This window comes from Candidatus Omnitrophota bacterium (assembly GCA_041648975.1).
GTDB lineage: Bacteria > Omnitrophota > Gorgyraeia > 2-01-FULL-45-10 > 2-01-FULL-45-10 > JAQUSE01.
The window spans coordinates 1-24,849 of sequence record JBAZNZ010000010.1 but is presented as its reverse complement, the minus strand read 5'-3'; the positions used below and the strand labels follow the sequence as shown (position 1 = coordinate 24,849).

Genomic DNA, 24,849 nt, shown 5'->3' with positions numbered 1-24,849 from the left:
ACAGTGCAGTAACATAGAAATTTTATTGTGCTATGTTATTGTAGCTATTACAGACCAGATTGCCTAGAAAGCTATGCTTGGCGATCTGGTCTATCTTTTTTGGTGATTAACAAAACTTTTAAAATCTATGCAAACACCATCCAGAAGATTCAACCGGCCCATAAGGATAATCGCAGCCATCCTTGTCATCACTTTTATTGCCCAGGATATCACCTGGGCGAACCCCGACTTTTTCAGCGAAAGAAAGCCCCGGAATAACAAAGTAGCGGTTGAATCTTTCCTGAAGCTCAAAGATTCCGGTCCTAAGGCAAGCGTCAGGTTCATTGACGTGCTTATCCAGAGGCTTTCTGGAAAGGAAAAGGCTGACCTAACCCTGGACGATGTCAAGAAGGCTGTCAGGACGATGGCAGAACAGGACCACGAGTGGCTTCAGGACAATGGAATGGTCTGCAATATATTTTATGACGAAGTCCTCATAAATTTTTCAGGTTATACCCTCCGGTATTTTAAGTTTGATCCTTTAGAATCTAATATAAACAAATATCGTAATAAGAAGGTAATGGTATCGATACCGGTTAACCGGAGAGAGCTGCTATATGAGCAGCTCTTCGAGTCTCCGGAAGCCGGCAAGGTCGAGCCCCAGGAGCAGGTTGCGCCGGCTAAATCTCTGCCTGCGGAAAAACAAGTAGCGGCAAAAGAACCTGAAGAGAAATTGCCCGCCATCGAGACTAAAGCAATTCCCGCAAGCCGCGCCGAGCCCGGGAGGCGCTTTTCATGGCCCTTCTTCAACCTGCGGCGCGCTATTGTCCCTGCTGTCAGCGCAGCCGTATCTATTACGATCGCAGCTTTGCTCCTCCATCTCGCATACGGAGGCCTCGGCTCGCCTGAGAGCATCCTGAACCTTGCCGGCGTCGCAAAGCGCATGGCAGAGTCCTATCCCGGAATAAGGCGGACGGTTTGTGTTGCGGCCTGTATCATGCCGCTTGCTATAGCCACGCAGCTGGACAGGTCGCGTGTCATCGGCCTAATTTCTTTACAGAACGAAGAGCGCCGCAGGAAACGCGTCGCTCCTAACATGGCTATTCCCGGCGCAGGGTATCGCGCAAAAGGCCGCGGGCCGTATTCGCCCCTACGGCGGCATGAATTACCCGATATCGAGGATGAACCCGGAGACGATGTAGATCATACTAATCCATTCTTACGCTATCATATAAGTGCGGAACATGCCTTTGAGCTGGACCACAATACCGATACGGCAAAACGAATCAGGAGGCTGCCTTATAAGCCGACCGCCGACAAGAAATCGCAGGCGTTGCAGGAAAAATACGCCGCAAACGGCCTCTTCAAAAAGATGCGGGAGGCTAAAGAGCCCGGGCGGCTGGCAATGATACTGTCGGAGAGGCCGAATTTCCGAAACCTTACGGCTAAACAGCGGGTCGATATCATCGAAACGGCGCGCAATATCTCTATAAGCGTTATTGCAGGTTGCGTGATTATAGGCAATGATAAAGGCAGGAATATATTATGCAGTACGAGAACAGGTTTTAGCGAAGAGATACACGGCCTTAAGCCGACAATGTGGTTAGGGGAGATCTTGCTGAATAAGTTATCGGCGGAAGACCTTGCGCAACTGCTCCTGGAAGAGTGCCAGCATATAGTAAAACCCGGATATGAACTACCGGGTGGCAGGATTATAAACGACCACGGCGTTATAGCCGGGGCAGAGCATCCCGAAGATGCGATAGAGCACGACGGCCGTTTAATAAGCCGCCTGCTGAGCATCGCAAAGGTGCTGGAACTGCAGGACGATGAATTCGCCGATAATACAGGCGAACGGTTCAGGCTCAATTTAAGGGGTGTCGAGGCTCCGGGGCCGATAACTATCGAGATATTACGCCGATCGAACGGCGCGGTAGTTGGGACTATGGAATTCGGTTTCAAGACCAACTACGGAAACGGCAATCTGACCCTCGATTTGGGAGTTGTGGACATTCGCGCAGATGTCGGCGGAGTGAATTACCAGGACAGAGGCATATCCTCGATAATTTTATCGCTTGTAAGCAACGCCGTGGGGAGCAACTCAGAACTTCATATATCATCCGGTACTTTAAACGGCGCGCACATCTACGTGAGCCACGCCGCCGGAGGCGAAGATTTCGCGGATGTCATAAAAGAGATTGCCGAATTATCCGAAGGGGAGAAGGATACCCTTCGCAGGATCGACCCGGATGCCATAAGTTATATCCTGACAGCGCCTTTATACCTTCCGCACCAGTTTAAGCCCAGGTTTTCTACGCTCAATCTTCTGTCGGAAGAGATGCAAAACGATGACGGCTCGAAAGCCTTATCTCGTCTATTGACCACGTTGGCTAATGTTCTATATAGAAAGCCTGATATGCTGGAACGATACCGCATATCTTTCGCGTGCGCCTATGCGCGGTATGTTTACCGGAATTATTACATTCCGATGATGACGGGCGGCAATCCGGAAATATTGATACCCGATTCCGAACCACTGGGAAAAGAGATGATAGAATCAGGCCGGGCTGCGCTGTTCGGAGCGGGACTCGAAGGATTATATTGGATAAGCGTCGCGCAGCCGGGGAAGAGGATCGCGCTTGTCGATAATAACTCATTCATCGCGACAATATTGGCCGAGTATCTCAGGCTCGTAAATGACTATAGGTCATCAGGCGCTATCGGTCCGCTCGATGTGGAGATAGTCGAGGACGACATAACGGACCGGGCATTTCCGAAACGGATGAACGGCGGCTTCGATGTCATATCCGTAAATAGGACGCTGCATGAGGCAGGAAGGATCGCGAGCGGTTATGACGAATTTTCAATGAACCAGGAGAAGAGGATAGGCGCGCTTGATCCGCAGCCGGTAAACGCAAGAAGCATGCTATTCAGCAACATTGCTCAACTTTTGTCGCCGCCGGGCATGGCGATATTTATTGAAATATTAGACAGCAGACAGAGCGATCTGACCGCCGATGTAGTTAGGCGGGAGATAGACGATAACGGCCGTCTTGAGATAGCCACCCAAATGGAAGAGTCCGACGCCGATCAGACGGTTGTCGTAACGGTCGCGAAGAGAAGGCATGCTGCCGGGATGTTTGTCAGGGCAAAGACCGAGAGCCCGAACATGGCGGCGGAGGATGAGGACGGACAGGCGCAGCGCAAAGATTCGCCGGTTACCGAATCGCCGCTGGATAAGCTGATCCTGCTAAGGGAGCGCATCGGACTGAAGTTCATAGGCGTATCTGCCGCGATAGGCGCGGCGCTTATGTCGTCCCTCGCGGTGATCGGATTGTGCCGTGGGCCGGGGCTTCTGGATGATATCTATATCGCTGTAATATTCGGGCCGTTATTCTGGTTCTTCGGCGCGGCCGCCGGAGCAGCAGCGGCGTTTGCGGCGTTCCGGGCGGTGAACCGGGTTTTATTCGCGCAGAAAGAGTTAGCGCTTACAGTGGAACAAAAATTGGATGAGGCGTTGACAGCCTGTGCGACTCGCCTTCTTCCCGCCGATCTTCCCAACGCAAAAGATATATTAAGAAAAGCCCTCATAGAAGACGCCGACGCTTACAGGTATTGTGTTAAAAGAAAACTGCCGCTTACTCTTATGTTCGACTCCGCTAATTCAGAGATGTTCAGCTGGTATAAGGATAAGAAGCCCTTTAGGGTCGCTATTACCGTGATGGAAGACGGCTCTCTTGTCGTTACTTCAGTGAACAGCTGTTCGGGCGACGCAGGCACTACGCTGGCGAAGGGCGGGTGCCGGTGGTATCAGTTCACAAGTGAAGCCGAATTTGCGAATAAATCAGGCCAGGTCCTCGCCGAATCCGCGCGGCTTGCGGAAGCGATGGGAGACAAAAATCCCTTGTGGGACGTCTTCTTTGACGGCGGCAAAACAGTCTTCCTGGCCGTTCCGGGCGCGCACAAAGAGAGCGTGATACGGAATTGGGTGGCTTCATCCATAGCGTCAGGCATGTTGTGCGGCCTTTACATAGCCGGCCCGGACATGGATATGGGCGAAACAGAGATGACGTGGCTGCAGGATGAGGCCGATAAGCGATTCCGGGAAAGAGTAATCCGTAATAAGATCCTGAAGCCCCTCGGTAAGCGCTCTATACTTGCCACCACAAGCAGGCCCGAGGCTATGGGAAGCCTTCCGCATATGCCATGGATGGTTACAAGCCGTGGAGTCGTTGACTCGCTTGCCGTAGCAATTTCAGATACTGAAGCGCTTGCGCATCACGGGGTAAAGATAGATGAAAATAATAAGACGGTAATAATCCAGGGCTTCGGCGATGTAGGAAGCGGGGTTGTAAAACTCCTTCTTACCGAATATAAGAGGCTCGGCTTCAAGATAACAGGTGTCTCGGACAAGTTCGGAGCCGTCTATTCCGCAAAGGGCCTCGATATCGATGAGTTGATGAGGCTGCGTCAGATGTTCGAGAACGGCGAGAAGTTTGAATTGGCCAAGGCTTATCAAGGCGAGGGCGTCGAAAGATATGACGGTGACCCGGACGAGATCCTGTATAAGGATTGCACGGCGCTTGTGCTCGCGGCGGGGTCTAATATATTTACAAAACAGAAGAACAATATATCAAGGATAAGGGCGAAGCTCATAGTCGAGGGGTCGAACAACGCGTTCGAGAGCGGTCTCGAGAACATTCTTCACGAGATGGGAATTCTCTATATACCGGGCCCTGTCGCGAACGGCGGCGGCATATACACCTCCACCGAAGAGGTGATCCATTATTACATGAAGGTATTTACAGGACTGAAGAGCCATGTCCTGGATGCCATATCTGATTATTCTACTTCTATCACAAAGACGATACTTGCGATGTATAAGGCAGGCGGCTACAAGACGCATCCTTATAAGATAATGCAGGAGCTTTCAAATAAGATCAGGGTGGAGAAGAAGAAGCTGCTTGAGGAAGGCGCTTCAAACCCTGTCATAGCCCAGAGGGCGGCCATATATACGAAGAGAGCGGTACCGAAAAAATACGCTCTGATAATCGCGGCTTCGGAGATAGCGCATGACAAGGTATATTACGGCAATATCGACGCGTCCTTAGAATTGGCGAAACTCGATAGCTTGAAAGATGACGAGCTCGCGAACACGCTATTCGTCCTCGGAAGGGTCTTCACGTTCAAGGTGGACCCGGCAGACCCGTTGAGGGCGGCGGCGAAGATAAAGTTCATCGATATCCTGCGGTCCGACAGGCCGGCCGTTGTCAGGAGGAGCGCAGCTGAAGCGCTCTCGTACGTATGCGAAGGGATGAGCCAGTCCGATATAAAGGACACGCTCAGCGCCCTGGAAGAGGCGGCTGCCGAAGATGGTAACGTCGGCGTATGGGCCAGGTGGTCGCTCGACAAGCTGCATGAGGCGGTGTCATGGCGCTCAACACTTTCGAGGTGGTTCGGCGGTCCGCCGGTATTGGCTTTACTTGCTCAAGTCAGATCGGCGGCGAACAAACCGCGGCGCAAGGGTAAGGTGCCGGACATGGCAGACGATATGAGCCAGTCCGGCCGGAAACGTCCTTCCTCAAGCTTTGTCCGGGAGATTAGGACCCGATCATATCTTGTCAAGCCCGCCGAAAGGATAATATTACAGAAAGCCAGGGAGTCATTGCCGCGCGGAAGCTCCGGCCGGCCATTAAAAGTGCTTGACCTGTTTAGCGGATATAATACGTATATTCCCGGCTCGATACCGGTGGAGGAGGTCGTAGGTATCGGTTTAAACAGGATAGAATTGGCCGGCAATAGGCGACTCACGGCATCTGTGGTTCAGGATCTTAATGAAAACCAAAGGCTCGATTTTGAGGACGGGCGCTTCGATGTCGTTATGATAACGAGCGGAATGGCCTATCTTGAGCCCAAAAATTACCGCATGCTATTTGAGGAGATCGCCCGGGTGCTTAAGTCCGGAGGAGCGCTATTCATAGCATTCACAGACGATTATTATGAACTTGAAGCGGTCGATGAATGGAAGCTCGCCGGCCAGAAGGAGAGAGCGGCGCTTATCGAGGACTCGATATTGATTACGGAGGGATTTGAAGGCCTGCGGCATGAACAGAAGCTTTATACCCTTAGCAATCAGATGGTCCCGAACAAACCGGTCGATATAATCACGGTATATAAAAAACCCGCTGAAACCGGCCCGGTCGCGGGAAAAGCTGTCCCCCGCCGCAAGGGCGAATCTCCGGACATGGCCAAGGAGGATGACAGCATTCCGGGGCAGAGGTCGGTGCGCGAGATAGCGCAGTTTCGAGGTACCGATCAACCTGTTTCTCCGCAAGTACGCACGTCCGCGTTAAAGGTAATAGCGGAATTTTTGGTTAAACTCGTGCTTCCAAACAGGAGCTGGTCATATTCGGTGACACTGCCCGGCGAGACGCTGAATAAGCGTCTCATTATTCCGATTGTATTTGTCTCTGTAATAGGGCTTATAGGACTTTATTTCACCTCGTTTACCTATTACCAGGTCGTCTTTTCCACAATAATGACCGTAGTTTCAAATATGCTTATAGATTTCTCCTCGCAGTATTCCGCGAACAGGAAAGTCGACATAAACCAGGTGTTCGGAATGGGCCTTCTTGTGGGCGTGCTTAATGGGCCATTCCTATATTACGTTTATGCGTCGCCGACGCCGTATTTTATGAAAGTTATTTTGGCAACGTGCTGCACCATAGTCGTTACGATCTGGTATGCGGTTGTGTCTATGATAATCCACAATGTATCTTATAAAGGCGAAAGATCCGAACGCGCAGAAGAATTTTCTGTCCAAAAAGTGAGGGAACGCATACAGAGACCTTTCTTATGGAAAGTAGGCGGCGATTTTCTGCGTCATGTCGGAATACAGCTGGTTTCGGACGTCTACATCCGTGTTTTTCTGGCCTGCCTCACGGGAAGCACGCTTGCGATATTCTTCGCCTATTTTCTGAACCTGCGCAAAATAACCTCCGGAACCGCCTCGCAGCCGCAGGCCCTGGTTTCGCAAAAATTTGTCTCGCCCGTCAAGGCGGGCCGGCGTGTAGACGGAAATTTCATGCCGCTTTTGCAGGGCCGTTCGAGGCAGGACTGGGGGGTGCTCGATTTCGATACAGTAAAGCCCCTGGTCGATTTTAACGCTGAGATGGGGCAGCATATCATCCAGTGGTTTCCCATCATGGTCTCCGATTCTTATTCCAACTCGCCTTATTCTATGGAGAGCTCCAAGCTCATTGACCCTAAATATCTTAGCGTTCCCGCATTCTTAAGAGATTATCCTGCGCAGGATGGGTCCGATTTTATAAAGGACAATCAGGCAGAGATCGCCAGGCTTAATGCGGCGCAGAGGGTGGACCATTATAGGGTGGCGCAATTAAAGCTCGACTGCTTAAGGCGCGTCTGGGGTAATTTTAAAGACGATAAATCAAATCCGCTATACGCCGAATATGAGCGATTCTTGCGGGAGAACGGCTCGGAGTTGAGCGACCATATACTTTATCGTCAGCTTAAAACCGAAGGGCTATTGAATAACAACATGCGCGGATGGGACTGGAGAAGATGGAATGATTACGACAAGGGTTTAAGCGATTACGGACTGACGAGACGGACAGGCGAGCCGAATCCGGCCATCGAGAGGGCCAGACAGCGGCATGCCAAGGAGATAGAGTTCCAGTTATTCGTCCAGTTCGCGGCGCGCCGCCAGCTCGAAGAGCTTATGGGATACGGCAGAAGACAGGGCGTCGAATTCGCCATAGACCATCCGTTCGCGTTCGGCGGCGCAGATACGTGGCTTCACCCCGAAGTATTCGGATTGAAAAAAGAGAACGGCTACCGGCGCCTTACCGTGCAAGGCGTCCCGCCCGAAGGGGCATATCCAGCCGGTCAGCACTGGCAGTTCTATCCGTTCGACTGGGATAATCCCGCAACGCTCGAGTTTCTTAAGGCCAACGCCATGTTGTATAAAGAGCTCGGTTTTATGTATAACCGCAAAGACCACGGCCTGGGATATTACCGTACTTATCATATAAGTCAGGACATAGATGAAGATATGACGCTTGAGAAACTCGGCCTCTTCGAAAAGATAGAGGCGATACGGCAAGAGGTTCTTGCCGGAAAGAAGTCTAAAAAGAAAGCGTGTGAAGAAGTCATGGGGCTTATTAAAGGTAAGCTTTTGGATATGAGACAACGCGGAGAACATCCGGGATTACCCGAAGACGCATTACAGCTCCTTTTTGATGAGCACGGAAATTTACGGCCTGATAATATGATAAAGATGGGGAGAATGGTTCCGCAGGCCCAGCACGGCGAAATGCTCCCGCCAGGCTCGCCGCGCGTCAGGGAGGATATTGTCGAGAAGAAGGTATTTAAAGGCGAGCCGATGTGGGATTTCATACGGCTTACGCCGAGCGATATGCTCAAAGACGGCGGCTTCATGGTGCAATACCTCTTCCCTGAAGACGGCGCGCTTCCGCCGCAAGCCAATGACAGCGTTTTGGTGGGTTATTTCAAGCTCGCGAAAGGCGAGAGTGTCCTGTCGGAATTCCTGAAGTTCGCCCAGGAGGAAGGCATGGTCGAGATATGGGAGACGCTCGGCGCGCTTCCCGAAAATATCAACCAGTCGACACGCCGGTTGGGCGGCTCGATACTTACTCCTGTGATATGGGGGCTTGATCCCGGTGATATGTTCCACCCGTCAAAGCACCTGCCTAACGCGTTCGTAACGGGAAGCGTTTCAGATTCATGCACCATCAGGACGAGGTGGGAAGAGGAGATGGATGGTAATCCCGATCTTAAAGCTCAGAAGACTGCGCTCATAAAGAAATGGAAAACGGAAGACAGTCGTTTTGTCGGCCCGGAAGGGAGCTACAGAGCGTTCACGCCGGAGGTCCACCAGAAGATACTGGAGATGATATACGCCTCGCCCGGAAGCATGGTAGTGCTTAACTGGCTCGATATACTGGGCCTTACAGATGAATACAGGCTGAACCGCCCCGGTGTGCAGACGGCGCAGTGGGAGATGAGGCTGCCGGGCGACGTCACGGTGGAGGACCTATTGGGCGCCGCGAGAAACTTGAAGCGGGTTGGCGGCGCAGAAGCGCATCAGACGACCGCACGCGCGACTGAAGCGGTAAAATTGCTCATGCATCTCAAATCCTTTAGAAAGCCGCCTGAACATAAAACAGGCGTGACAGAGATCCTCAATGTAGAGCCGCAGACTCAGCAGATACGCGTTGTCGGCGAGCCGTTCCTCGTAGATGCGTATGTTCGGGGTGACGTCAAGTCTGTCAATATGGTAGTCTCTGCAGGCGGCAACGAAGTCAAAGTGCCGATGACGAAATGCGTAGTCAGCGCCGGGCTTCCCGCCGGAGATGAAAAATGGACGCATAACGACTGGGCCGCCCGAGTACCGGGCCATTACGACGCGCATATAGAGGTTGAGACGACAGACGGTGTTATTGTCGCATCGGGCAAAAAGGATCTTTTCGCCGTGCCTCCGGACTCCGACCTGAACATCTGTTCGCCGGGTTATATTGGGAATAAGATCAAGACAGAAGGTAGGATAAATGCTGAAAAGGCTGCGCCTGTCATCGCGTATTTGCGGGGCAGGGGATGGCAGGATAAAAATATCGCTTTTGTATGCGGTTTACGCGAGGAGGCCATCATAGGCGGTATGTTAGGTATAGCACAGTATTTAATAGGTTATGATCACACAGGTATATTCGCATGCATTTCGGCTGCGACCGTTTTATTATTTACAATCGGCCATATGGGCGGAGTCTACGAATACGATAAGAGCGGTAAACTCACCCGCGCGCCTCCCAAATTAACCAAGGACTTCGCCTTAAAGATACTCACCATCTTAGGGCTTGGCACTTTTTTGAGAAGCATATATATCATTCCGTTCCTATTTTTACCCCATGTAACGGCCATATCTATATTCATAACCATATCCGCAGCCCTCGTCACAGCCATAACCCTCGGTCACGGCTTCTATAACCGCGACATCGCAAGGCTGCTGAAACTTGCGGTCGGTATGGCAGCGGGCCAGCAGCTGGTAGGGCAGGCCGCTGATGGGACATTTACCGAATCCAGGATCATATCGGATTCCGACGGTATATTGATCGCGGCCAGATGGCAGAAAGACGGTGATAGGGTGCGCCTGTCCGTTGTGAACCATTCGGACCGGGCCAAGTCCGGCATTGCCCCCTTAAAACTTCACCATCTGGGGGTAGATGTATCGCAGCCGTCCAGGCATGTGGATCTTTCCACCGGAAGCGAAGTAATGTTTATACCCGGGGAGAATATTTCCCCCGACGGCAGTATCTATTACGAACTTGAGCCCGGCCGGAAACATGAATTTGAGATAACAATAAACAAAGAGAAAGCTCTTGAGGCAAGAATGATGGACTCTTTTATTGAGCGCGTTTTCATAGATGGCGAAGGGTTGGCCGCGATAGAAGCCGGCGTTCCGAATTTTCCTCATCAGGAATGGGGCCGTGACAGCATGATATCTCTTCTTGGGGCCATCGAGACCGGCCGGTTCGATACTACTAGAGCGATCCTGTTAAAATGGGCCCGATGGGAAAAAGATGGGCTTATCCCGAATGTGCACGGCAAGTATGAATCGTCGGACGCCGCATTATGGTTCATCGAGGCCATTTACAGGCACATCGACAAATTTAACGATATAGCGATCCTGGATATGGCAGTAGGCGAAAACAACAGGAAGGTGAGCGACGTTCTTCGTGCTATCATGACCAGATACTCTACCACAGGCGATGACCCGTCAAGCGTTCATGCCGATGCGGCGACAGGTTTCATCTATAGTCCGGCCAGATTTACCTGGATGGATACCAAAAATACCCTGCGCCAGGGATATCCGGTCGAGATACAGGCGCTATGGTTCAATGCCCTGAACAGGATGAGGGAATTAGACCCTGAAAATAGGACAGAATATAGGAAGACCGCCGAAAAAATCCGGAATAATTTCGATGAATATTTCTGGAACGAGGAAGAGGGCACGGTCTTCGACATCCTCGGGACCGAGGGTTTCCAGACGGCGGAGCAATCGAAACAGGAAAATAGGCGCGACCCATGCGTCAGGCCAAACCAGATATTCGTCGTATATTTCGGCCTTGCGGCCGGCGAACACGCTAAACGGATAGTGGAATCAACGCGCGACCGCCTGCTTATTCCGGGAACGGGAGCTTTGCGCAGTCTCGCGCCGCCTGTAAAGATGTATGTAGAGGATACGCGCGATAACGAAGAGGGCAAGGTCATCGGCTGGCCCAAAGGTTACGGGGAGTATTATTACAGATATTACGATAAGGATAAACCACAGGAAGATCGGGATAAGGCATATCACAACGGAACCGGTTGGCCGTGGCTCTATCCTTTCTATATGTTATGCGCGGCCGAATACGGATATATGACGAAGGAAGAGGCTAAAGCGAAAATGGTGGATGAGTGCATGGAGCTCGCGCGCGATCCGTATACGGGCGGTGACTACCTCTTTAACGGAGGCTCTCCGGAACTCGTTGATGCGGAGGCATCGCAAATCCCCGGCGGAGAGGGTAAGAAGAATTACCCCAAAGGGTGCTGGAGGCAGGCGTGGTCAAACGCTTCCGTGCTCTGGGGGCTCGGAAGGCTAGAGTCGGATACTCCCCTTGCCGGCGCAGGAAACGTGAGGGCAAAGTCGGCCGTAATCGGATATTGCCGATTCAAGCCGGATAATATCGGCGCGGCAATGGCGGATATTCGAAGCGGCATGGGCAAAGAGATAGAGTTAAACCAGGAAGCCCAGAGCGATTTCGCCGCAGTCCTCGCCGAGGCGAAAAGCCGCATCGGCGGAGATAATGGCGCCGTGATGCTTCTAGCCGATCTTTACGCCAGGAGCAGGATTCGATTCGCGAAGATGCCCGTTGAAGCGGTGTATGCCGATGAGACGCTCTATATTGATGACAACTTTCTTGTCCAAGATAAGCGGGAAGATCTTATAGTTTGTTTATGCGAAGCCGTAAGGGCCTCTGAGCGTTCGGACAAGCTTATTATTGAAGTAGACGCCCACGGACTTGCCCGGGCGTTCGGGACGACTCTTGACAAGATTCCGGATGTGGTCATGGACCAGAATCTCGGGGATGGCGTTCCAGCGAAGATAATAGACGATAGCAGCGGACTTAAACGCCTGCACCTTAATCCCCGATATCTGCACTGTGACCCGAAGTTGATAAAGGATATATGGGACTGGTATGCCTATGAATTGGGGGCCGGCCATATATGGTTTAAGGGCGTCTGGCAGGAGAGCCCGCTTTCTAAAGCTATGGCTCGCGAGTGGCATGAGCGCGATGTCGCATCCGGCAAGGAGAGCCCGGGAGCAACGCGGGAAAGCGGCTCAAAATACGACGTCTATGACTATAAGATAGACCCAAGGCTTATCGCTTCCGATAATACCAACGAAGGGTTCAGGCGTTTTGTGCGGGAGAGGCTTAAGCCGAAAGGCCTTAAGTGCGATCTCGACTTTGTCACGAACCAGTTTGCCTCCGACTCGCCGCTCATTTTTAGCGAAGAGTCGGCGGGGCTCTTCTGGTCATGGAAAGATAGAGACGAATTTTTCGGATGGGCGCGCGGGAACCCGGATCTTAAAAATCTTTCCGACGAGGAGCTGGAGGCGCGTCTTCTTAAAGGGCCGGGCCGCGAATTCTCATGGGTGGCTGAAGGGATGTTCTTCGAAGCGGAGGTGACTGATGGAGAGATGGCGCGATGGATGGACGAGGGAATACTTCCCGCGCGATACCACGATTCTATGCGAATTGTACGGCACATGGCGCCAGGGGCGCTTAGTCTCGCGCTGATAAATTATTCAAAGGGCCAAAACCGCGGGAAGATAGCGGACATATTGGGCTCTATCGCGGACATGACCTGTGAGGGAGGTGTAAGGGCGGACCTGGCGGACTGGATCTATTGGAACAGGTATTTTGATGAAAAGCTCAAGCCCTGGGGCATATCAAGAGAAGCTGCCGGCAGGATGATGCCCCGCGAGATATGGGATGATCTTATGGCCGGTTTGCGCGAAAAACATCCCGGCCTCTTAATTCTGGGTGAAGTATACGGAGAGAACAACAGGGTCTTTTTCAGAGAGATGGGTATGCGCCAGGGGGGATGCGCTGTAAGCTACAACAAGGAATTCGCTGATACACTTAGCGGCGGAACCGCCCAGGCCGTGAGGGGTTATCTTTTTGGGGCAGGCGGGACGAGCGCGCAGGCGCGAGACGCGACTATGTACACAAATCATGATGAAGGAGTAGGACTTGAACGCCTTGGGTCGATGGAGCATGTCCGCGCGGCAGCGGCAATATGCGCAATGGGAGGCGGGTACATGCTTATTCCATTTATCGAGTTTTTGCCGATCGAGCGGCCGCCGACTCGCGAAAAGACGGCGGAAAAAAACTGGCGTGACTCTGCTGTTTATATCCCAGAGTATCCTTTTGAGAATCTGGACATCGGGCTCGCGGAAGAAAGTAATTCCTTTACTCATCGGCCGCATAGAGGTGTTCAGAGGCGATGGGCGCATGCCGAGAGCGTGCGCAAATCTCAACCGGATGTAGCCGTTGCTCTAAGAAGCGACGGAGTGACACATACGATTGTGGTTCCATGGTACGTCGATACGCTGGAAAACAGCGGCCTTATACCGATGGTGCGGCACACAGGCCAGGAAGATGTCCTTGAGGTCGTTAATGATTCAGATGTCCCCACCGAGACAACCATCTGCCTCGACCGTATTTTTGGCCCGGGCGCGGCAGGAGATTCAATGGAAGGGGAATTGAGCAATGTAGTATTATCAACTGGAACGAAGGTGTTTTTTGGGCCGAGAACACTTGTTATCGAACTGCCTAAGTACGGCCGTTGCCGGTTGGTATTCCGCCAAACAGAGGCATACAAGAATGGGAGAGAGAGCGCGGACGCGCTTTTAGCCGAGGCATATACAAGAGCCCGCCCGGAGAGTGAAGGCGGTGACGGCGCCGCATGGGCAAGCAATTTTTACTCCCATCATAAGGACGAGATAAGTTTCGCCGAATTCAAGGCGGTGTTTGAGGATGTACTGGAACGGCTTCTTTTTTCGAATCAGGATATAATAAGGCGGGGGACGGCGTGGATCATTTCACATGAAGAATTTTTAGGTCCTGTCGCATTTTTAAGTGCGGCGGATAACCAGCAATTGGAAAATCTGCTTCAGGGGTCGGGTGACCGTTCGGTTCTGCCGTTGGCCCTGGACCATAAATTCGCGGGCCTTGGAGCGATTATCAAATTTTTCGAGCTCGTTTCCGCGGCAAAGCAGCGTTGGATCATTGCTCAGCTTATGAGCGCGGCGATGGCAGTCGATGATATCAATCTTCGCACTCAGATTATGAAAGAGGTCTTTTCCTCGATGCCTGCCGCTTTACCGTTAATCGCCGAGGCGGGACGATTGAAAATGCCGGCGGGCACGGAAGAGGCATTGATGCAGAGGCGGTATAAGCAGATTCCCATGATGCGGGCCGGGAAGATCAAAGATATGATTACTCCTGCCGTGGCGGCCAAAGTGTTTGTCAGGAAACGCGAGAGCTCGGATGGAGAAGATATATACGAAATCACAGAGGAGGATACGGGCATAACGTTAAATGACATAGCCCGGCAGAATGCCTGGGTAGAGGCGGAAAACACCTGTGATATTGCAGGCGCCCAGCCGTTGCGGCCCAGGCTAATAAATCTCAAGGTTAAGTCCGAAGAATCGATGGATGCCTTTGCTTTAATCGCGGACGGCGAGGTGTATTTACTTTTCTTAGGAGATAACCACACCGGCGCCATCCTGCCGGAGAGTTTTGGTTTTCTGCCTGAAGCGGGCGCTATCGAAGGTTTCTCGGGCACATATCTTCTGTTCGACATTAACACGAAAAGGTCGGAGCGCACGACAGATAAAAGGCAATTGACCGCGGAGCCTCTTCCTGTCTCGATCCCGCAGGGAGGCCAGGTATTTCACCTCATTCCCGCGTTTGATAAAGAGCGTCCCGGTATTATGCAGGTCATGGTGAGATTTTTAGGCGGACTGGACAGGCTTCGTCAGAATCTGGAACGTCTTTTGGAATCCATCATTATACCGCAAGGAAATACCATCTATCTCGTCGGCGTCCACAGGGAAGGCGAAATAGGGAAGATGCTCAATGACTCGAAATTATCGCCACCGGATCATCTTTACACGAGGGATATAGGAGGGGAAAGGGTTCAATACAGGGTGGTAGTGCGCGATACTCCAAAGGCCCGGAAAAACGAGACGGCTTCGGCTTTTTCCGTTTCTGATATGGCTGACCCTGATGTTATTGACAAAGTAAAAACGTGTAGCCAATGGTTGGCCGGCCGCAAAATAACCACGGCAGTGGATATCACCGGCCATTTAACTCCCGATAGCCCGCTCGTCGTTAAACATCCTTATTGGTGCGTTCCACATACGAATGTCCCGGTCCAGTGGCGCGCCGACGGCATACCTGAAGGCCTGTCCGAACAGCAGATACTGGAAACACAGGGAGTCAGCGAAGGGCCGCGCAGTGCCGCATTCCTGCTATACGTTCCCTGCAACGATCCCAATGATCCGTTGGTCGTGAAATTAAAAGAACGCGGTTTTGTTTCGGGTATAGAGAAGATCGGCGGTAAACCAACAGGCAGGATCCGTGTTCTGATAAGCCACAACCGGACGCATCGCGCTATGACCAGCACCGCTGCATTAGATTTGCGCCATCCCAAAGTGCACCGGTATTTACTCAATACTATCCGGGCGTGGATCGAATCAGGGGTTACCGTTTTCCGTATCGATATGGCGGACAGGTTTCCGATAGAACTTCTGGCTGAATTTAGAAAAGAATTCCCGCAGGCAAGGTTCATCACCGAACATTACAATCTTTTCGGGGCGCTTATCGATATTTTCAGGAAAAGCGGCATTGATGAATTCTATGATTATTCGGAACTCTGGACGCGCCTGCGCGATCAATTTTCGAAAGAAGACTCTGCCGCGCCGGTACAGAGGTGGTTATATAATGCTCAAAAGTACCTTACTATAGGCATCTTTGTTAATTTCGTATCAAACCACGATGAAGACGTTGCCCTTAGCATGTATGAAGGCAACAGGGAAAAATACCTGTGTGACCTGGCAATAACGGCGTTTTTGCCGGGATACTTTATGTTCAACTTCCCGGACGCGCTTGGGTTTATGATGCCCGGATATCGTGATCGCCATACCGGCGAGCTCCGGCATGATATACGAAGACACGCGACCTATGAGAAATTCCGGCAGCTTGTAAAGGAGACGAATGAGGGAAGGCCGCTGGACGGCGAGACATACGAAGCCCTGCCGTATGACACATCGATAGCCGGCGGCGTGGCAAACGTGATAAATGCCAAGGGCGATCCCATATTCCGTAAAGGGGTGATGCTTAACGCTCCTCCGCAGGATGAGTGCGTATATTTCACGCGTTCTTATCAGGGCAGGACCGCTATCGTTGTGGCAAACCGTTCTCCCGAACCCCGTACGCTGGAGATCACGAAATATCTCAATATGCCGGATGTTGAAAAGACCGTGGCCGAGTTTCTGCCATGGGAAGTGCGCGTCTACTTTGTCGACGGCACAACACTGCATGAACGGGATATCGTAAACGGCAGTATGCTGTACAGGCGCGCCCGGCAGCTGTTTGGCGACGGGACCAATCATGCGTGGGCCCTGCAGCTGTGCGATGAATGCCGCGCATGGCAGGCGCCCCTCAATGAGGTCCGAAGGGCTGTCCGGCTCATGCTGCGCTACGGCGACGAGAACATGAAAAAAGGCTCTCTCTGGATACTGACAGGTGCTGATGGAGGATTTAAGCAGGAATTCGACTACGCTGAGGAAGGTAATTTCGCTATCGTAAGGGACTCTCTGCATACGGGTGATATGAAAGCCGGAATAGCGTTAGGCCAGCTCGTAGCGGATGCGGTCATTGTTTCCGGATTGAGGGAACGGATCCTGGCTAAAATAACTCACGCATTCGGTCCAGACCTCGGAGGGCTCTCTATACCGCAGATAACGAATCTTCTACACCTGGAAAAAGCCCTACTCGAACAGGAGCATGGCCCGGAGTGGGCCGGCAAATTCCTCGAATCGCGCAAAGGAGCTTTTGGTAATGAGACATTCTTTGCATCCTGCTATCAGGCTGTTGCTGCCTGGAGCCGCAGCGCCGTTCAGGCCGACCGCGATGCCGCAGGCTGGATGCTTTATGATCCGCAATCAGAGCTCTCTTCCAGATTCAGGGATTATTATTTGGCAAGGATATCCGCGGTAAAAGACAGGCTTGAGCATGACGATATACAGGCCATCGAAGCTCTCAAGGGCCTAATTGACGAAGTTATCGAAATACCGGGTCTGGCAAGGCGCGTTTCCAGCGAGATGGTAAACGCTGTCTGTTCCGGTATTGCCCATTTCAATGAGCATGAGCAATTGAGAACGCTCTATTCGGCGGAAGCGATGCTTTTGCGTCAGACGCTCAATATCGCCTGGGCGCGCGCGATCATCGAAAACCATAAGTATGACATGACCGAACCCGGCCGGTACTCTGCCTTCAAATCATTGGTCCTTGAATGGAACCTTGAAAAAGACGATGCTCTTCATGATGCCGCCCAGTGGATACTTTTTGATCCTGCCTCGGCATTCTCCGCTATATTCATGAGAGAACACACCGACACGCTTGCCGGTTTCGGCGAGAGACTTAAGCAGGGCGATCAGTCGGCGCTGGATGGATTGAGGGAGTACCTCGCGGCCGCCGAGAAGATGCCCGGTTTAAATGAGTGCCTTATTGACAAAGCCGTCGGCACGGTACGGATGGTCATAGGCCATATTAAGGCAGATAGTGATTTGAAGGCTCTTCTTGGCAGATTGCTCGATATGGAGGCCGATCTCCTGCGTCAGAAATACCAGGCCGGTTGGGCCAGGGAATTTGTCAGCGGCCACCGGAATCACTGGCAGGAAGAAAATTTCCTGGAAGTGTTCAGGGCTGTTATCCTCACGTACAATAAAAGCGATAATAAAGATACCGTCGACGCCGCGCAGTGGATGCTCTTCAAAGCCGAATCGCCGTTCTCCGAAAAGTTTTTTGATAAATATAAAAGAATGATCGACGATATGAGAGAAAGCGTCAAGGCAGAGGACGCTGCCGCTTCAGGTACCCTGGAGGTCCTCCTCCATGACGCGAAAGAGATAGCAGGGCTTAACAGGCGCCTAACAGATGAGGTCATCTCGCGCGCAAAAACCGGTGCTCCCGGCGAAGATACTATATTCTATTGCCAGCTGGCGGCAAGGCTGCTTTTTGTCGCGGCTAATCAAGTAGTCGCCGGAACTATTACGCGATTCTTTGCCCGGCAGGATGTTCAGATGCCGGGGGCCGCCCGAAGGCGGCTGGAAACGATCAGCAAGGACCTTGCTGTGGTCGAGGGCCTGGTAGTGAATGAGGAAGGCGCAGCGGTCCCATTTAGAGAGGAACTCGCGGCTGTCCTCGCCGACCCGGCGCGGTTGAATTTCGACAACTATCTCCGCCTTGAATCGGCATACCGCAAATACATCGAAGGAACCGGGATACAGAGGCAGGCATCAAGGAAGCTTGGGCTTAAAGATGACGAGAGGGTGGTATATTTAAGCCTCGAGTACGGCCTTTCGGAATGGCTTAGGATATACGGCGGGGGCCTGGGTATATTGTCGGGCGACACTATACGGGGACTGAACGACCGATACGGCCCCAACACATTTGTCGGTGTAGGCCTGGCGTATAAGAACGGATATTTTGAACAGCATATAGTGACTGCCGAAGACCATGCTAACGATCATCATAGAAACGTACCGGTAGGATCTCAGGTCGAAATTAACGTGCCTACAGATTTTTCAAAATTAGGGGAGATTGTCCAGGAGACGGATGCCCTGACCGGCAAAAAGAACGACATCGTCCTTAAGATAGAAGCGGGCTGCGACAAATATATCTACGCGAAGATCTGGCGGATCAGGGTGGGCCGGGTCGAGATGTACCTGCTGGATACAAACATTCCCGAGAACCATACTAAAGACGACGCGCATCCCAGGGCTAAAGAGCTTACGAATAATCTTTACGATCGCGGCAAAGACGCTTCCGGAAGTATTGTGCCCGCCCACAAGGATGAGCTGCGGTTTATGCAGGAGCTTCTTCTTGGAGTGGGAGGCATGAGGGCGGTAGCCTCCTGCGGGATGCGGCCGGCGCTTGTGCATATGAACGAGAGCCACAGCGCTTTCGCCGGTCTTGAATTGATAAGTCAGGAGCAAAAAAGGCGATCGGCGGGGGCGCCGGCAGGGTCCCGGTTCGAAGACGCGAAACGCGCCGCGCATGACCGCATGATATTTACGACCCACACGCCCATAGAAGCCGGCAACGAACAATTTGACGAAGAGTTATTCAGGGATTATTTTGAGCATTACGCGAATCTGAACGGCTTGAATTATGAGGATATAAAGAAGATATTTCTGCATCCGAGCAGAAGATTTAACAATCAAGATATGGTCTGTATGGCGGACGCGGCATTAGAACTGTCATGCAGGGCCAACGCAGTGGCGAAGAGCCATGCGAGGGTTTCGCGGACGCTTTATAAGAACGGCAACAAGATAATAGCCATAACAAACGCTGTCCACCGCAGGTTCTGGCAGATGAAACCGATGCAGGCCTTCCTCGAGGGCCTGCTTAAGCATGCGAAATCCCTTGGTTATTTGAAAAGGATGGCAATGGATAGGCTGAATGAAGAGCAGATACGCCAGCTCATCGGCTACGCTGATCCGGACAAATATCTCGCGATGCGAAAAGCCGCAAAGAAGGCCGCTATTGAGGATCTGAGGCAGAAGCGTCCGGCAAGCCGGCTCGAAGGCCTTGATGATAACGCCCTTACCATCGTCGTCGCGAGGCGCGCCGCTCCATACAAGCGTCTCGACCTGGTATTGAAGAGGATAGAGACATTACGCGCGGAAGCAACAAAACGCGGTTTAAAGCTACAGATAGTCTTCGCCGGTAAGGCGCACCCGGCCGATGATAAAGGGAAGGATATAATAAGAAGTATCAATGAGTTTATCTTGAGCGACCGTAACAAGGGTGATGTCTTTTTCGTTGAGAATTACGATATCGACGTAGCGAAACACCTCGCTTCTATAGCCGATGTATGGCTGAATAATCCCATACCGCCGCTTGAGGCGAGTGGAACGAGCGGTATGAAGGCCGGATTATGCGGAGCCTTGAGCGTCTCTACGCCGGACGGATGGGTCCTGGAAGCCGAGAACGCGTGGGATGAGGAGAAGAATCAACCGAAACCTTTAAGCGAGATAAAGGGGGCGGCGTTCCTGTTTAATGAAAGTTCAATAAAAGTAAAAGACGATAAGGATATTGAGTCGGCCAATAGAAGGAATGAAGAGACGGCCGACAATATGTTAAAGGCGCTTACAGAAGTCATGGAAGTTTACGCGAACAATAAAAACCGCTGGGCAGAGCTTTCAAAGAATGCCGTATACGATACTATGGCGCACTTTACGATGGGAAGGTTCGCCGGCGATTATGAGAGAGATATGTATCTGCCTAGCTTACGCGAGAGCAGGGCGCTTGCCGCGGCCACGGCAGCAAAAGGATTAGTTGCCCCATCAACTCTGCCCATTACCCAGTCTATAAGCAGATGGTGGTATAACAGAGTATTGAGGCTTAACCTTGGCGAGGAAGAGCTTCTAAGGGTAACGGCTCTTGAGATAGCCCCATGGTTCGAGCAACTCATCAAAGTCGGCATACCTTTCGGATTATTCGCTATACTCGAACGTCTCTTCCCGGCCATAGGCCTGTTCCGCACAGGCATCCTCACCTCTATTATAGGTATAGGCGGTCTTATATTCATAATTCTGCATTTGAAGAGCATGAGGGCGCCTCCGGTAAGAATAGGGACAGTCCCCACCTCGGTGGATTCTACAGTCCGGGGACAGTCCCTATTTAAGCAACTCGCCGCCCCAGCCATCATAAGCATATTTGACACAATCGCCGTATTCTTCCTGCCTACAAGCCCCTGGATAGCCATAGGTGTTACCGCAATTTCGCACTTTATCGTAAACTTCATCATCATGCGGCTGCGCATGCGAGGCCATGAAATAGGGTACGCGACGCTGCAGGCAACAGCTAAGGTTGGAGTAGTTTCGGTGGTGCCGTCTCTGCGGTTAAATGTGGATAATAGAATAGTCGATGACAATTTTATGGAAGCAGTCCATTATTTCAACTCTGAAGTGCTGGTTTCATCCAAGCCTTCGGGCCTGCCGCTGGAACCGCTTACCTGGGAGAAGGTTTTGGATGTGGTCGAATTATTCAGGGGGGACAGAAAAAATAAAGAGTATAGCGATGAGATCAGGACAGAGAGATTACGCACGCTAAAGGAAAGGTTGCCGGTTGATACGGATATATTGAAAATAGCCAATACCAGATTCGACAATGAGAATGATTTATTCGACGCGGCAGTCGATCTGTATATTTATATCATCGGCCGGCAGATATTGATAGATCATGCTAAGAAAGGCGAAGGGAGGGCGCATGCAAAACCAGGTTTGCCGGGATTTGATACAGTCAGGGAATATCGGCCGGTAAACGCCTTTAATTCTTATTTACCTCATCCGGCAGGCGCTCATAACAGGATGGCCTATTTTATAGTAAGTTATCTATTCAGAAATAACGGATACAAGGGCGCACTTTTTACCCGTAGAGAGGAGTTTGGAAACAGCGGGCTGTTCGGTTATTATTTCGTTACAAATAACGCATCTGCAAAACCCCGGTTAATGAACTTTTTTAAAGCACACATGAAGAAGGAAGGCCCGGACATGGCGGGAGATTTTGCCGGAAGCATCCAAAGCGATTTCTTCGCCGCGCTGAAACAGGAAGGGCTGCTTCTGCCTAAATACGCAAGACAAGAATGTATAATAACATCCAATATCCTGGCGGAAATATTGTCCGCGCGATTTAATATTCCGATAGGAGGCAATGATAGTGTGAGGATTGAAATTATCCCCGGGTATTATAAGTATAAAGACGCGCTTCCTGTATATCATCAATGGATAGCCGTGTATACGGGAGACGAGGAGCCGTCTTTATATATTGACGCCTCATTCGGGCAGTTTGAATCGACTTATAAGGATACAGTGATCGTAAGGCCGTATTTCGAGAAGAGCAAAAATCTAATTGATTCCAGATCCGACTTCCTCGATACGATAGCAACCCTTGGAATGGATTTGGACGGAATAAACGAATTGTCTTTGCGGTCGGAAGAGGTGGGTGCGGCGCCGAAGATCGTCATAAGATATAATGACTATCTTCATGCCGAACGGATAAGAAGCGGGAAATGGGTGTATCCGTTTGAACAGACGATAAGGTCTGCTATGGATCGCATAAAGATTCGGTTTGCCAGGCCGTGGCAACCCGCTACTCTACCTCTTACCCAGTCTATTGGTAGGTGGTGGTATAACAAAGTGCTTAAGCTTAACCTGGGTGAAGAGGAGCTTCTTAGGGGTACAGCTATAGAGATAGCCCCATGGTTTGAGCAGATACTTAAGATAGGCGCACCTTTCGGCCTCTTTGCGGTATTAGAATATTTATTCCCGGCCATATCAATATTCCGTACAGGCATACTCACCTCTATTATAGGTATAGGTGGGCTTATATTTACAATTTTGCACTTGAAGAGCATGAGGGCGCCTCCCGATAAGATATTCAAGCAATCGATAGCCCCAGCCATAGTAAGCATCTTCGACACAATCGCCGTATTTTTCCTCGCATCAAGCCCCTGGATAGCCATAGGCATTACCGCTGTCTCGCACTTTATCGTCAATTTCGCAGTAACGAGGCTCCGCCAGAAAGGCATAGGCGTGGGGTATGCGGTACTGCCGGCCGACATGAATGAATTGTGGGATAAACCGGCAATAATGCCCGGATCAATATTTGGAACCGGATGGTTCGCGAGCCTGGCTGTGTCTCCACTGATAGAGGAGCTGTTGCGCGCCTTGTTTTATGTAAACGGCGGTTGGGTTGGTTTCTTCTATATATCGGCTACTTTGATCGCTGTCCATTACTTCAATAAATCCGCCTACATCGAATTGTATAAGAAGATGAATAATGGCGAGGAGCCGCCCGGCGGAGCCGATATGTACCAGCGCGTTTTTGGCATACCTGTAGCGGTGATGCTTGGAACGCTTTTTGTAGCGGCCCTTTCCTGTTTTACGGGTATTAAAAATACTTTCCCGGATATTGCCGCTAATTTTATGATCGCTCACCTGACAGGCAATATTTTCGCGAAGCTCTACAGTTTGCGCTATCCAAGGGATATACTTATGCCCGCGAGCCTGGCGCCGGTCACGACCAGGCAGGCGCATGACCTGTACCACAGCAACATCTCTCAGGAGATGCGTAAGATCTCGGACACGCTGGATGCCAGGCTTAAGATATACGGTTTACGGCTCGGTTCTCGTCCTCACCGCGGCGGCATAATGCATTATGATATAGAAAAAGCGATAAAGGATATAGTGGAGGAAGAGCGCAGGCGCATGTTGCGCGCAGGCAAAGTCGATGACGATGTAGACGGACAGGAGATAGTCCTTTTTACGGGGCTGCACCCTGTAAAGTTATGGCTGGAAGACGGCATCGTAGTAATACTGAACCCCGGTTTCGACGTAGACCATGCAGGCCGCAATGAGCTGACCGTTTATGCCCGTAAACGATCCAAGGTCATCCATGAGAAGTCGGAGCTGAAAGGGTGGATGCATTTTGCCGAAAGCGAAGGTATCGCGTCCGAGGAAGATATCGTCGAGAAGTCTGTGCTCGGCGACAGGATCATGGAATGGGCCAATAAAAGAGACGCCCAAGGCATGCTTGTAAATAAGGACAAAGCCGCTGAGGCCAGAAAGAGGCTTCATCAGTCGGCATGCCGCAAAGAGCTGGAATATCTTCTTACAAACGAATGGGGGCTTTTCCCAACAGCCTCCGGGGAGATTATGCGCAGGCTGCCCAACGCGGCGATAGAATATATCATCGATAACGGACTTAAGATAGAGATATTAAGACTCGGCAGCCCTGCCCGGAACCCGGACCTGCTGGATATATCCCCTGACGGGAAGACGATAGATATATCCTACAAATGCCTCGCGGCGCATACGCCGCAGTGGTTCGAGCATCGTATATTGAATTACATACACTTCAGAAGGCTGCTTATTTCGTATGACCACAGTCTCGAATACGCGTGCGCCGTCGAATTCTGGGCGGAATACCAGACGTTCAAGGCCCTCGAAAAGACGAACCCGGACGGCGCCGGGTTGACGCCGGACCTGAAAAAATACTTCAATGCCTGTACCGCATGGGTCACTCCCCAGCTTGATGAAGAAACAAGGATGCGGATCGTGACCGAAAACATATACGGCGATGTAACCGACCGCCTGGAGGACGCGCTGGTAGAGGAGGGGGAGACGCGCAGGAATGCCGGTCTTGCGATTGAAGACCTGGACGCGGATTACATCGTAAACATTATCGCCTTTGACGACCTGGATTTGGAGTTGAAGGAAAAACTCGAAGAGCTTGAAATGGAGACCGAGGACCTTGGCATTGGCAATAATCTGGACCCTTATATTGCGAGCGTTCCTCAAAACAGGGCCAGCCTAAAAGGGGACACCCTATCTTCAGCCGCGCAGCAAGGCCCGCAGTCTCCGGACATGGCGTCCTTCGACGAGCTCAGGACGCCATCCCGAGCCAGTCGAGGGATGGCGAAGAACGGTTT

At 51.5% G+C, this 24,849-nt stretch carries 1 protein-coding gene; it reads left to right on the top strand.

Features of this window, described 5'->3' with window-relative positions; translation table 11 throughout:
• Nucleotides 1–127: 127 nt before the first annotated feature.
• Nucleotides 128–24,849, top strand: a 24,722-nt coding sequence (locus WC592_04160) for a 4-alpha-glucanotransferase (protein MFA4981645.1), incomplete at its 3' end; no start/stop codon positions are given.